The 13266-nt window shown below is 69.9% G+C and carries 12 protein-coding genes; 4 read left to right on the plus strand and 8 right to left on the minus strand.

Translation table 11 applies throughout. The features are described from left to right. Positions 1-4 precede the first annotated feature (4 nt). The 3 genes from G514_RS0116720 to G514_RS27300 all read right to left on the minus strand — a co-directional run bounded on the left by G514_RS0116720 (position 5) and on the right by G514_RS27300 (position 3690). Positions 5-1189 carry an acyl-CoA dehydrogenase family protein gene (locus G514_RS0116720; RefSeq protein ID WP_028652693.1) on the minus strand — a complete coding sequence of 395 codons (1185 nt, stop codon included), beginning with the start codon at positions 1187-1189 and terminating at the stop codon, positions 5-7. Positions 1190-1276: 87 nt separating this feature from the next. Further along, positions 1277-2515, minus strand: coding sequence for an acyl-CoA dehydrogenase family protein (locus G514_RS0116725; RefSeq protein ID WP_028652694.1), 1239 nt, complete (start codon positions 2513-2515; stop codon positions 1277-1279). 98 nt (positions 2516-2613) lie between these two features. Then, positions 2614-3690, minus strand: a complete 1077-nt coding sequence (locus tag G514_RS27300; protein WP_051247580.1) for a phosphotransferase family protein — start codon at positions 3688-3690, stop codon at positions 2614-2616. Positions 3691-3813: 123 nt separating this feature from the next. On the opposite strand from G514_RS27300, the gene G514_RS0116735 reads away from it, so the two are divergent. Further along, positions 3814-4593 (plus strand): SDR family NAD(P)-dependent oxidoreductase, encoded by a 780-nt coding sequence (locus G514_RS0116735; protein WP_028652695.1) that lies wholly within the window; start codon positions 3814-3816, stop codon positions 4591-4593. Between the two features lie 22 nt (positions 4594-4615). Here G514_RS0116735 and G514_RS0116740 read toward each other — a convergent pair whose 3' ends face one another. From G514_RS0116740 to G514_RS27310, 4 genes are all read right to left on the minus strand, one after another. Continuing rightward, positions 4616-5593 carry an NADPH:quinone oxidoreductase family protein gene (locus G514_RS0116740; protein WP_028652696.1) on the minus strand — a complete coding sequence of 326 codons (978 nt, stop codon included), beginning with the start codon at positions 5591-5593 and terminating at the stop codon, positions 4616-4618. A 4-nt stretch (positions 5594-5597) separates the two neighbouring features. After that, complete coding sequence (locus G514_RS27305; RefSeq protein ID WP_051247582.1) at positions 5598-6947, minus strand: PucR family transcriptional regulator; 1350 nt, start codon at positions 6945-6947, stop codon at positions 5598-5600. Beyond that, positions 6944-8620 carry an AMP-binding protein gene (locus G514_RS0116750; RefSeq protein ID WP_028652697.1) on the minus strand — a complete coding sequence of 559 codons (1677 nt, stop codon included), beginning with the start codon at positions 8618-8620 and terminating at the stop codon, positions 6944-6946. Before G514_RS0116750 ends, G514_RS27305 begins: the two co-directional genes overlap by 4 nt. Before the next feature lie 82 nt (positions 8621-8702). Next, complete coding sequence (locus G514_RS27310) at positions 8703-9407, minus strand: tyrosine-protein phosphatase (RefSeq protein ID WP_051247584.1); 705 nt, start codon at positions 9405-9407, stop codon at positions 8703-8705. Between the two features lie 85 nt (positions 9408-9492). Between G514_RS27310 and G514_RS27315 the strand changes: the two genes are divergently transcribed. The 3 genes from G514_RS27315 to G514_RS0116770 all read left to right on the plus strand — a co-directional run bounded on the left by G514_RS27315 (position 9493) and on the right by G514_RS0116770 (position 12151). Next, positions 9493-10431, plus strand: a complete 939-nt coding sequence (locus tag G514_RS27315) for an NAD(P)-dependent oxidoreductase (protein ID WP_342662591.1) — start codon at positions 9493-9495, stop codon at positions 10429-10431. Continuing rightward, the gene (locus tag G514_RS27320; protein ID WP_036565069.1) at positions 10428-10796 is read left to right on the plus strand and encodes a nuclear transport factor 2 family protein; all 369 of its coding nucleotides are present in this window, start codon (positions 10428-10430) and stop codon (positions 10794-10796) included. The genes G514_RS27315 and G514_RS27320 overlap by 4 nt, the downstream gene beginning before the upstream one ends. Before the next feature lie 140 nt (positions 10797-10936). After that, on the plus strand, positions 10937-12151 hold the full coding sequence (locus tag G514_RS0116770; RefSeq protein ID WP_028652698.1) for an ABC transporter substrate-binding protein: 1215 nt from the start codon (positions 10937-10939) through the stop codon (positions 12149-12151). Between the two features lie 73 nt (positions 12152-12224). On the opposite strand, the gene G514_RS0116775 is transcribed toward G514_RS0116770, so the two are convergent. Then, on the minus strand, positions 12225-13262 hold the full coding sequence (locus G514_RS0116775; protein WP_169576471.1) for an LLM class flavin-dependent oxidoreductase: 1038 nt from the start codon (positions 13260-13262) through the stop codon (positions 12225-12227). Positions 13263-13266 lie beyond the last annotated feature (4 nt).

Consider the following 13266-nt stretch of genomic DNA (forward strand, 5'->3'; position numbering starts at 1 on the left):
CAGGTCAACGCGGCATGCCGAGGATCCGCTCGGCGACGATGTTGCGCTGGATGTAGGTGGAGCCGCCGGCGATCGCCGTGCCCCGCGACTGGTTGGCCAGACGCAGCCAGGCGCGGGTCTCGTTGAGCTCGTCGTCCGGGTCCAGCTGCCCGCCGAGCGGCTCGAGGGACAGCCGGAAGTCGGCGAGGTCCTCGACCAGCGGGCAGAAGTAGAGCTTGCCGATCGACGTGACCGGCCCCGGAGGCCCACCGGTGTCGGCGCCGGTGATCACCCGCATGCTGATGGCGCGGTGGACGATCGTCCGGGCCCACAGGTCGGCCACCTTCTGCCGCACCCGCGGGTCCTCGCCGAGGGGGTTCCCGTCGTGGTCAACCATGCCGCGCACGTCGGAGACGATGTCGGCGATCGCCTTGGTCGTGTTCACGCGACCGGTCGCGATCGCGACCCGCTCGAAGCCCAGCGTCGCCATCGCAACCTTCCACCCGCCGTTGACCTCGCCAAGGACCGCGTCGTCCGGGACGAAGACGTCGTCGAGGAAGACCTCATTGAACTCGGCGTCACCCAGCATGTGCCGCAGGGGGCGCACAGTGATCCCGTCCGCGTCCATCGGCAGCAGGAAGTAGGTGATGCCGCGGTGCCGAGCGAACCCCGGATCGGTCCCGCCGGTGCGCGCCAGCAGCATGGCGTGATCGGCGATCTGGGCCCGGCTCGTCCAGATCTTCTGGCCCGAGATGCGGAAGCCGCCGTCGACCCGTGTCGCCCTCGTCCGCAGGGACGCGAGGTCGGAGCCTGACTCAGGCTCGGAGAACAGCTGGCACCAGATCTCGTCACCGGTCAGGATCGGCTTGAGGTAGCGAGCCTTCTGCTCCTCGGTGCCCACGTGCGCGATCGTCGGGCCACCGAAGTCCTCGCCGAGGATGTTGAGCCGCTCGGGGGCTCCCGCGCGGTCGCACTCCTCACCGAATACCGCTCGCAACCGCTCGTCGAGGCCCTGCCCGCCGTAGTCCGTGCTCCAGGTCAGGCCCGCGAGGCCGGCCTCGAACAGCAGCCGCTGCCACTGCTGCCAGAACGGCCTGCGCTCCACCAGGTCCTCGGGCTGGGGCCAGGCCAACGTGGGCAGGTTCTCCTGCAGCCACGAGCGCACCCGCGCGCGGAACTCTGCCTCGTCGGGCGCGTCGGTGAGGTCCACGTCTCGGACGTTACAATGGTCAGACCGAATCGACAACGCGGCCCGACGACTGCGACTGTGCAGGTCGCCAGTGGTCCCAGTGCGGTCCTAGTGGCTCTTGAAGTCCCACATCGCCGCGGCGATGCGTCGCAGCTGGACCTCGTCCGAGCCCTCGGTGACCCGGTAGCGGCGGTGGTGCCGATAGATGTACTCGAACGGCAGATGCCGGGTGTAACCGGCACCGCCGTGGATCTGCATGGCCCGGTCGGCGGCCTCGCAGACCAGCCGGTTGCCACGCAGATTGACCATCGAGACCTTGTCGCTGACCCCGGTCTTGCCGTTGACATCCATCTCCCACGCGGTGCGCAGGATGCTGTTGCGCACCAGCTCGGCCTCGGTCTGAAGCTCGACCAGCTGCCACTGCAAGCCTTGGTAGTCGCGCATCTTCTGCCCGAACAGGCGTCGCTCGTCCGCGTACGCGACACTGCGGTCGATGCAGAACTGCGCCGCCCCGAGGGACGAGGCCGCCTGGCGGATGCGGTTCTCGTGGACGAACAGCTGGGCGCAGTCGAGCCCGCGACCGACCTCGCCGACGACGGCCGACCCCGGGACCCGCACCGAGTCCAGGCGCACCTCCGCGTGGTCGGACGGCATGTTGAAGCAGTAGTGGTAGTAGGGGATCTCGAAGCCTTCGGCGTTGGTCGGCACCAGGAAGGCCGTGATGCCCTCCGCCTTGCCGTCCTCACCTCCGGTCCGGGCAAAGACGAGGTCCAGCTCGGCGATGTCGACGCCGCTGTTGAAGCGCTTCTCGCCCGTGATGATCCAGTCGTCCCCGTCGCGGACCGCTCGCGTCTCGAGCCAGGTGACGTCGCTGCCGTGATGCGGCTCGGTGAGGCCGAAGGCCATGTCCATGTCGCCGGAGACGAGCCGCTCGAGGTAGGCCTCCTTCTGCTCGTCGGTGCCGTACTCGTGCATCACCAGCGCCAACGGCAGGCTCGCGACCATGGACATCTCGAAACTCAGCTCCGCGTGGAGCCCGGGGCCTCGGTGCGCCAGGTGCTCGCGGATCAGCGCCACGGCGACGTTCGTGCCGTCCTGCCCGCCGAGTGCGCTCGGCAGCGGGTACCGGTAGAAACCGGCCTTGTCGGCCAGCCGGCGCGCCTCGTACATCAGCTCGCGGAACTCGGCCGTCGGGATCCCGCCGCGCTCGACGTCGGTCCGGGAGAACTCGCGACGGTGGTCGAAGTACTCCGGGTTCGCCTCCTCGATCGGCTTGATCTGGGTGTCGATGAAGTGGTCGAGATCCTCGATGAACTTCGTGACGTCGGCAGGGGTCGACATGTCCATGTCGCGACCGTACGACCCGGGCGCGGCGACCGCCGAGGCGTCGCGCGGAGCTGGTGTCGAGTTCTCCACCGGTGCCGCCCGTCCTCGTGAGGCAGGGCTCAATGGGACACGGTCCGGCAGTCGAGAGCCAGATGTCCCGCTGCGAGGACCTCGCCGATGCGTGCGGCTGCGGTGGCGATCTTCGAGTCTGGCACGGCGCGCTTCCTGTCGCGCTTGTGGATGACCGAGACCGTGGAGGCGACCTTGTAGTTGGCCCAGCCACGGAACCAGTCCAGGTCGCGCTGGACCGGTTCGAGGTCGACGTCGGTGGCGCCCAGCTCACGGCGGGTCCGCAGGTAGGTGTCGAAGAGCTCGTCCGCCGAGGGCATCAGCCGTCCGGCCTCGAGGTCGGCGGGGCCACGCGGGTCGAAGAAGGTATGGGCGGGATCGGTGTGGATGAGCAGCCAGACCAGGTCGACCCGCGGGTCGCCCACCGACCAGATCTCCCAGTCGATCACGGCCTCGAGGTCGGGACCCCTGAACAGCATGTTCGAGGCGCGGTAGTCGCCGTGCACGACGACGGGCGGGGCGCCTGCGGGGACCCGAGCCGCCAGACGCTCGTAGAGTCGCTCGTGCCCCACGGCGATGTCGGGGTCGACGGTCGAGAACAGCCGGGCCCACCTCTCGAGCTCCTCCTCGACCGGGATCGGGCTCTCGTCCACGCCGAGCGACTCCGGACTGCGGCTGTGCAACGTCGCGAGGGCGCGAGCGGCCCCGTGCTGCCGGCGGCACACGTCCTCGGCCGACGGGGGCTGATCGGCGACGTCGAGCATCGGCTCGTAGGCGTCGCCCGGACGCAGCTCCATGGCGAACATGGGCGGCTCCGAGGGCGGGGCGCCGTCGTCGCGGGCCAGGACCCGTGGCACGGGGAAGCCGTCGAGGTCGGCGAGGCGGTCCAGCATCGTCGCCTGGCGCAGCACGTCCCGGTTGCGCACCGGCGCCAGCCCCGGTGGAGCGAACTTGACCACGATGGGCTGGTCCCCGTGCTCCCCGGACACAACTGCCGCGTACGTGAGGCTGGAGACGCCACCCTCGAGCCGTCGCAGGTCGTGCACGGTCGCCGTGGCATCGGTGCGACGGAAGGCGGTGGTGGTCCGGTCGACGACGTCAGCCACCGTGAGGTCGTGCACGTCCACGGTGCCACTCTGCGCGTCATCCGCGGATCGGGCAAAGGCCGCACTGGCGGCGGCTGGAGACACCGACACCTCTCGCCTGGCGCACGATGATCGGTCAGCCGACGAGACGGGTAGAACAGCGTCATGGAGTTCGACGAGCCGACGTGGGCGGCGAAGTTCCGGCTGGACGGCAAGGTCGCGGTGGTGACCGGCGCGTCGAGCGGGCTCGGCGTGGCCACGGCCCAGGGCTTGGCCGCCGCGGGAGCCGACGTGGTCATCGGTGCGCGCCGGCTCGAGATGCTCGAGGACACCAAGACGCTCGTGGAGAAGCTCGGGCGTCGGTGTGTCGCCAGGCAGACCGACGTGACCGACGTGGACGACTGCACCGCCCTGGTCAACGCTGCGGTGGACGAGCTCGGCGGCTGCGACGTGCTCGTCAACAACGCTGGGGTGGGCGGCGACTACAACCCGGCCACCGAGGACCCGCCCGAGCACTTCCGCAGCGTGGTCGACGTCAACCTGCACGGCTCGTACTGGATGGCTCAGGCGGCGGGGCGGGTGATGAAGCCAGGCAGCTCGGTCATCAACATCTCCTCGGTGATGGCCCTGACCACCGCGCGCATGCCCGCGTCGGCCTACAGCGCGTCGAAGGCCGCAGTCCTCGGGCTCACGCGCGACCTCGCGGCCCAGTGGGGCGAGAAGGGGATCCGGGTCAACTCGATCCTGCCCGGCGTCTTCCTCACCGAGGCGACCGCGAACTACAGCCCGAACTACCAGCGCAAGCTGATCGACGCCCGCGTGCCGATCGGCCGCCTCGGCGATCCCGCCGAGATCGCGAGCACTGTCGTCTTCCTGGCCAGCGACGCGTCCGGCTACATCACCGGTGCGAGCATCCCCGTCGACGGTGGGGTCCTGCTTCTCTGAAAGGCACTGGCGCGGTCGCGTCTCACAGCTCCACGACGACCTTGCCGAGGGCTCGGCGCGCCTCCAGGAGTTCCAGCGCCTCCGCCGCTCGGTCGAATGTCAGCACGTCGCCGACGTGCGGGCGAACGCGCCCAGTCGCGGCCAGCTGCTCCAGCTCGGCGTTCATGCGGTGTCCGTCGTCGGGGAACCGCCGGTGCCACGGGTCGACAGCGACGCCGGTGACGGTGAGGTCGCGCAGCAGGAGCCGGTTGACCTGGACCTGGGGAATGTCGCCGCTGGCGAACCCGACGGCCATGAGTCGGCCGCCGACGTCCAGCGCGCGCAGCGAGTCGGTGAAACGGTCGCCGCCGACGGGATCGACGACGACGTCCACGCCGTGCGGGACCATCGCCCGCACCTCCGCGAGCCAGTCCTCGGTCGCGACCACGACCTCGTCCGCGCCGCACGAGCGGGCCACGTCGGATTTCTCCGGGGTGGAGACCACGGCGATCGAGGGCCGAGCACGACCTCGGAGGAGGTCCAGCACGGCGGTCCCGACTCCGCCGGCAGCACCGTGCACCAGCACCGAGTCGCCGTCGGTGAACCGGGCGCGCTCAAGCGTGAAGAGCGCCGTGAGGTAGTTGACGTAGAACGCCGCACCCTGGGTCCAGCTGAGCTCGTCCGGAAGCCGGACGGTGTAGCGCGGGATCGCGGTCACCACCTCCGCCAGCGCTCCCCACACGCTGAGGCCGGCGACGCGGTCACCCACCTCGAACCTCGAGCCTGCTGCCGTCTCCCGCACCACGCCGGCGAACTCTCCGCCGACGACGTACGGCGCCTCGGCACCGTGCTGGTAGGCGCCCCGGGTCTGGAGCAGGTCCGGGAAGCCCACCGCCGCGGCCCGCACGTCTACGAGCAGCGACTCACCGTCGGCCCACGGGTGCGCGCCCGTGGGCGACGGCACGTCGCGCACCCGGCAGGCCGCGGGGCCGTCCTTGCTCTCCAGCAGGAGCGCTCGCACCGGATCAGGCGGTGTGCTCGGCCGCGTCCACCCGGGCACGATCCTCGAACGGGGGGATCGCCGGGTGGCCCTCGAGCCGCAGCACCAGCAGGGCGGTCTGCGCGCTGAGCTGGTCGTTGGAGTTGCCGGCCACGTCCAGCCCGGTCAGGTCGTGGATCTTGGCCATCCGGAGCCGGACGGTGTTCTCGTGGATGCCCAGGCGGGCGGCCGACTCCCGGACCGAGCGGCCGGTATCGAAGAAGCACTGCAGCGTGCGCAGCAGGTCCGACGAGCCGGGCACGTCCCCGAGCAGGGCGCCGAGCACGTCGTCGACGTACCTGCGCACGGCACCCACGTCGCCGTTGGCGACCAGCAGCCGGGCGGGTCCGAGGTCGTCGACCGCGATGATGCGATCGCCCGACCGCGCGAACCGGTCGACGCAGAGGACGACCTCACGGGTCTCCCGGTAGGAGCGCTGCAGGGCGTCCGCGCGGGTCACCGCGGACACCCCCACGATGGCGTCGGGCTCACCGAGGTCGTCCACGACCCGGCGCATCACGCGCTTGACCTGCTGGACGACGGTCATGTGGGCCGACTCCTCGGGTGCCTCCACCAGCAGGATCGTCCCCTCGCGACCGCGCGCACCGAGAACCTCCAGCCCCATCTCCGCGGCGACCAGCTCGGAGACGGCGAGCTCGTCGCGGGGCTCGTCGGGCGAGCTGTCGGCGATGTAGACCAACACCCGGTCGGCATCCGCGCGGACGCCGAGGTAGTCGGCCGCGGCCGTGACGTCGTCGTCGCGGTGCGAGCCGCGCACGAGCTGCCGGGTCAGTGTGGACCGGGCGTTCCACGAGGCCCGCGCCACTCGTCGTTGCACGGCGTACTCGCCGGCAAGGTGGAACGCGCCGCGGCACGCCAGCCACGCCTGGTCGCGGGTCAACCTCGCCGACACCTCGGGAATGACGAGCCAGGCGAAGAGGCAGGAGTCGCGAGCCACCGGAACGAGCAGGTGCCTGCGGCCGATGCCGCGGGCGGGACGCGCCGGCACGAGCACCGGGTCGGAGCTCGTCAGGTCGATCGGACCGTGCTCCTCAAGCAACAGCTGGACGTCCGGCGGCTTGAACTCGCTCCCGCGGACGTCAGAGGAGCGGGCAACCACGCGGTGCTTCGGGTCGATCAGCCAGACCGGGTCGGTGGTGAGCTCCGCCAGCGTGTTGACGAGGGAGGCGATGCCTCCGCCGGCCGCAGAGACGGCACTCAGCCGCAGCTCGATGGAATGGCGGCGACGCAGCTCGTCGTATCGCTGAGCGAGCTCGGCGCGGCTGCACTCCTCGCGCGCCGAACGCTCCTTGGCCGCGGTCGTCATCGTCGTCATGCTCGGGCCTCCGCTGCGCCGAGCTTGGCGGCGATCTCGGCGCGGAGCAGGTGCTTCTGCACCTTGCCGGTGGCGGTCAGCGGCATGGCCGGGACGACCTCGAGACGCTCCGGCAGCTTCTGGGTCGCCACCTTGTGCTCGCGCAGGAACGCAGTGATGTCCGAGAGCTCCAGGGAGGAGTCGGGATCGTTGAGCACGACGTAGGCGCACACCCGCTCACCCAGTCGCTCGTCCGGCATGCCGACCACGGCGACGCTCGCGATCGAAGGATGTCTCTGGAGGTGCTCCTCGACCTCGCGGGCACTGATGTTCATGCCCCCGCGGATGACGATGTCCTTCAGCCGTCCGGTGACCCGGACGAACCCGTCGTCGTCCATCCGGCCCAGGTCGCCGGAGCGAGAGAACCCCTCCGGCGTGAAGAGAGCGTCCGTCTCCTCGTCGTTGTTGAAGTACTCGATCATGTGGCTGGGCCCCTTGTAGGTGATGTCGCCTTCCTCACCGCGAGGGACCTCGTAGCCGTCGTGACCGACGATCTTGACCAGTGCGCCCTCGAGGGCCGACCCGTCCGACGTCGCCGAGCGCTCGGCCGGGTCGTGGACCGTGCACATCGTGGTCAGGAAGTTCTCCGAACGCCCGTAGAGGCTCAGCGTCTGGCAGCCAGCGAAGATCTCGCGCGACCGCTCGACGACGGCCCCCGGGATCGGTGACCCCGCGCACACCCACAGTCGCAGGCTGCTGGCGTCGTGCTTCTCCGGGTCGTAGGCGCTCATCAGCATCTGGAGGAAGGGGGTGGCGGTCACCGCGGCGGTGATGCCGTACTGCTCGATCCTGACCAGCGCCTCGCCGGGCTCCCACGCCTCCATGAGGTAGGACCTGGCACCCACCAGGGCAGGCAGCACGACGCTGGTGACCAGCCCTGTGCTGTGCGTCACCGGCGAGGGCCCGAACTGCACGTCGTCCTTGCCGTACTCAAGGCTCTTGCGGATCGCAGCCGCGCTCGCACGGATCGTGTTGAAGGTGTGGTAGCAGCCCTTGGGCCGCGACGTGGTGCCCGAGGTGTAGACGATCAAGAAGCCGTCATCGGGCGAGCTGTCGGGTCCGGCCTCGGCCTCGAGGTCGGCTGTGGCGCCGTCGACGAAGAGGTCGTCCAGCGACGTCCCCTGGTCCGCGCTCAGCGAGTCATCCGCCCGGGCGACGAAGACCTCCCGGACGTCGGGCAGCGAGGGGCGAAGCTCGTTCATCATCGCCAAGTGGCCGAAGCCGCGGAACTCCTGGCAGGTGACGATGGCCGAGGCGCCGCTGTGCTCGATGACGTAGCCGACCTCGTCGTCGCGGTAGATCGGCATGATCGGCACGAGGACGACCCCGAGCCGCGACACCGCGGCAGCCAGCAGCGGGAACTCGGTCCAGTTAGGGAGCTGGACCGCGATGCGGTCGCCCTTCTGCAGCCCGTGCCGCTTCAACCCCACCGCGAGCCGGAGGGACCGGTCGCGGAAATCGGCGTATGTCAGCGACGTCGTGCTGTCGAAGATGTACTCGTCGTCGGGCTGCTCGGCGGCCCGCGCCGCGAGCAGCGCGTTGAAGCTCGTGTCTTGCCAGAACCCCGCTTCGTAGTACGTCGCGATCTCCGCGTCCGTGTAGCGGTCGTGAACGGTCTTGAGGGGAGCGGCCATGTCACTTCTTCCGGGATTGCGAGAGCGGTGCGCCTGAGGCGTCGGTCACATGACGCACATTAGAATGGTTGGACCTTTCTTTTCAAGGGCCGGTGACCAGCGAGTCCCGGGCTCGCTCGATGAGGTCGGCACCGATCCCCTGCTCATCGAGCCAGCGCCGCGCTCCACCTTGCCCCTCGAGCCACTCGAGGAAGTCGCTCATGGCCGTCGCGCGCGGTCGCTGGGTCTCCGCGGTCTCCCCTGCGAGCACTTGGAGGTAGGGCGCGGCCCCGGCCAGTCGCGCCAGCACCCCTTCGACCGAAGCCTCGGAAAGAACGTAGTCGGCGACGATGTCACTCGCCTCGACCCCCATCGCGCACAGGACTAGCGCGGCCACCGTGCCGGTCCGGTCCTTGCCCGCAGCGCAGTGGAACAGCACCGGCCAGACATCGGGGTCGAGCAGGACCCGTACGGCCTGGACGACGGTCTCCGGGCGATGGGTGAGGTAGCGCCGGTATCCCGCGTCCCACGACGAGGCGCCCGAGGACACCGGGTAGCGGTGGTAGTCGACGCCGTGCTCGCGCCAGTCGACGCACTCGTGCTCAGCCTCACGACGCGCGCGCAGGTCGACGACGGTGTGCAGCCCAAGCTTGGTCAGGGCAGCGGCGACCTGCCCCGGACCGAGCAGCGCCGGGTAGTCGCTGCGAAAGAGGAGCCCGCGCCTGACCTGCCCGCCGTCCACGGTCGGGAGTCCTCCCAGGTCGCGCAGGTTGAGGAGCCCGGGGAGCACGATGGCACGGTCCGACACGGCCCCACTCTCGGTGTCGGCCGGGCGTCGGCCAAGCGTCTGCAGGGCACCGCGTGTCCGTTGCTCCAGTGCTCGCCGGGTAGGGATGGCTCCAGCACTCCGCACGGCCGTCGTTGCCCGGCCGCGCGAACCACACCTAAGTTCACGCGCCATGCGCGTCTCCTATATCGGCCTCGGCGACATCGGGGCCCCCATGGCCACGCGGATCCACCAGCAGGGGCACCAGCTGACGGTGTGGAACCGGACCCCGGCCAGGTCGGCGCCGTTCGCCGAGGCCGGGGTGCCGGTGGCGGCCTCCGCCGCCGAGGCGGCAGACGACGCGGAGGTCGTGGTGCTGTGCATCGACACCCCCGCCGGCGTCGAGGCGGTCGTCGACCAGGTGCTCAAGGCGCCCCGGCCACCTGCCGTGGTCGTCGACAGCTCCACGGTGCACCCGGACCTCACCGTGTCGCTCGGCGCGAGACTGCGGGCGGCAGGTGTCGGGTTCGTGGACGCCCCGGTCTCCGGTGGGCCAGGAGGCGCGAGAGCGGGCACCCTCGCGGTCATGGTCGGCGGGGCCGACGACGACGTCGCCTTCGTCCGTCCCGTGCTCGACAGCTACGCCAGGAGGGTGACGCACCTCGGTCCCCTCGGATCGGGCCAGGTGGGCAAGGCGTGCAACCAACTCGTCAACTTCGCGACCATGGCCGCGATCGCCGAGGCCATGGCGCTGGGTCGCGCCTTCGGCCTTGATCCAGACGCCCTTCCCGAAGCCATGAGTGGAGGGCTCGCCGACTCCTCGATGCTGCGTGAGTACGCGCGCGGCAGAGCAGCCGGTGAGGACACCAACATCACCGGCATCATCAACGGACTCCGCGGGTTGCTGCTCGGGTTCGAGGACGGGCCGGCAGGCGGACGGACCGACATGCTGCTGAAGGACCTCGCCTTCGCCCTGGACATCGCACGGCGCCAGGGCACCGCCGCCCCGGTCGCCGGGGTCCTGGACGGCGTCTACCGGATGCTCCACAACCAGGAGGCACGATGACCGAGGCCCGAGCCGTCCTCGACGACTTCTACGAACGTTGGGGTCGTGCGCACTCGCAGAGGGACATCGACGCCCTCGTGGCGCTCTACGCCCCGGATGCCCTCTTCTTCGGCTCGACCCCGACGCTCCGCGTGGGACCCGACGGCATCCGGGACTACTTCGAGGTGCTCCCGCCGCAACCCGAGGCCGACGTCGACTTCGAGGTGCTGCACGTGACGTCCCCCGGCGCGGGCGTCGTGGCCGGGGCCTCGATCGGGACGTTCCGGTGGACCGACAACCCCGGAACCGCCGTCAGGTTCACCCACACGCTGGTCCGGCGCCACGACACCTGGCTGGTCAGCGTGCACCACGCCTCCCCCGCGTGATCGCGCGCCGGATGTGGAGAGATCCACATTCGACCCAAAGGGCGACCGGTGACTTTGGACCAATAGTTCGTCAGTATGCGCCCGTTGTGACGCTAGCCACACGGAGCGAGCGCATACCCACACGAACGACGAGGAGAGACATGCGCACACCACTCGTTAGGGCCGGTGCCCTGGTCCTCGCCTGCGGTCTGCTGGCCTCCGCCTGCGGGGGCGATGACAGCGGTGGCAGCAGCGGGAGCGACAAGGGCGACATCAAGGTCGCGATCATCACGCCCTCGAGCGGCGCCCTCGCGATCTACGGCACCGCGGCCGCCCAGGCCTGGGACTACGCGGTCAAGGAGGTCAACGACGCCGGCGGCATCGACGGACGCAAGGTCGACCTGATCAAGAAGGACACCGACGGTTCGCCCGACAAGACGATCGCAGCAGCGCGTGAGGCCGCGACCAAGGACGGGGCGCACTTCCTCGGTGGCATCGTCACCTCCAGCGAGTACCTCGCCCTCGACCCCCAGTTGCAGGGCCTGAACGCCCTCGCGCTGAGCACCGGCAAGGCGGCGGCGCTCACGGGCGAGTCCTGCACCAAGAACTTCTTCCGCTTCGTGGCCTCGGACCAGATGGAGCTCAACGGCGTCGCGGCGTCACTGGACCAGATCCCCGGCGACAAGTTCGCGATCCTCGCCGTCGACGAGACCATCGGCCACTCCGGCGCCGACATCTTCAAGAAGGCCGCCGAGGACGCTGGCAAGGAGATCGTCTACGAGGGCTACCCGCCCCGCGGCACGACCGAGTTCGGCACCTACATCACCAAGATCCAGGACAGCGGTGCCGACGCACTCTTCACCATGGAGCAGGGCGCTGACGCGGTGGCGTTCACGAACCAAGCCGCACAGTTCAAGCTTCTCGACCAGTTCCAGAGCGTGCTCGGCATCGACGTGGTGACCCCGCCGCTGTTCGATGCCCTGGGCGACAACGTGGTCGGGAACTTCACCAACCTCGCCTACGACGTCAAGCTGGACGACCCCGTCAACCAGAAGTTCGTGGAGGGCATGACCAAGCTCTCCGGTGGCACGCCGTTCTTCGTCCAGGCCAGCAACTACACGGCGGCGACGATGCTGTTCGCGGCGATCAAGGCTGCTGGCAGCTCGGACACCGACAAGGTCCGCGACGCCCTCGAGGGGCTCAAGTTGGACACGCCGTACGGCCAGGCCGAGATGCGTGCGGAGGACCACCAGATCCTGGTGCCGGTCAACGTGGCCAAGGTCGTCAAGGACAGCAGCGGCGAGGGTTATGAGGTCGTCGCCTCCACCGACGCGTCCACCACGACTCCTGAGCCGGACCCGGCCTGCAAGATGTGAGTCGCCTGAGCTGAAGCGGAAGGGCCCCGGCTGAGCCGGGGCCCTTCTGTGTCTTAGGTTGCTGCGTGCCGGTTCAGGGCGCGGTACGCAGGTGCGGAGCCATCTCCTCGATGATGTCCAGCGTCTCCTGCTCCGCCTGGTCGACCGTGACGCCCCACGGCATCCCCACCAGGGCCAGGTGGTCGTAGTCGCGGGCATGCTGCTCCACGCGCCCAGCGAGGTCGCCCGGCCCGCAGACGACGCCGATCGCGTCGATGGCCTCGTCGGGTACGGCGGCCACCATCGCGTCGATGTCGCGCCGCTGCGCCGCTTCGCGGATCACCATCTGGTCGGCGGTCCAGCCGTGCAGCGCGAACAGCTTGTCGTAGACCTTGGAGGCGGCGTACTGGGCGATGGCGTAGGCCATCTTGCGGCGACCGGCCTCGACGTCGTCGGTGATCAGGCACATGAGAATGCCCATCACGGCGACGTCGGCGACGTCCCTGTCCTCCTGCTCCGCACCCGCGGCGAGCTGCGGGCGGACGACCTCGGTGACGTAGCGCCCGGTGAACATCGGGTGCCCGACCAGGCCGTCGGCCTTTTTGCCGGCGGCGAGCACCATGCGCGGACCGACACCGGCGATCCAGATCGGCAGGCGGTCCTGCACGGGCGGCGGGGTGTCTGCCGTGGTCTGCAGGTGGACGCGGTAGAAGCGGCCGTCGTGGTGGACGGGTCCCTCGTGGAGCCGCCACAGCTGGCGGAATACGTCGATGAACTCCTCCATGCGGAGGGCTGGCGCCTCACCAGTGACCCCGTGCCAGTTCTCCATCATCCCCGCGGTGCCGTTGCCTAAGCCAAGCGTCAGCCGGCCGTCGGACATCTCGTCGAGGTCCCTAGCCTCCGCGGCCCAGATCAGCGGGCTACGCCCCACGCCGTAGGCGATGTTCGTCCCGATCCTGATCCGGCTCGAGGCCAGCGCGAAGTTCGCCAGGGGGATGGTGCCCGACCGGTTGTAGAGCTCACCGGTCCACACCGCCTCGAACCCGGCCTCCTCGGCCCGGCGGACGACCCTCGCGGCTCGCTCGAACCGCTCGCGGCCGTGGCCGCCGCTGAAGACGTTGACGCCGTACACCGAC

Source organism: Nocardioides halotolerans DSM 19273 (genome assembly GCF_000422805.1).
GTDB classification, from domain to species: domain Bacteria; phylum Actinomycetota; class Actinomycetes; order Propionibacteriales; family Nocardioidaceae; genus Nocardioides; species Nocardioides halotolerans.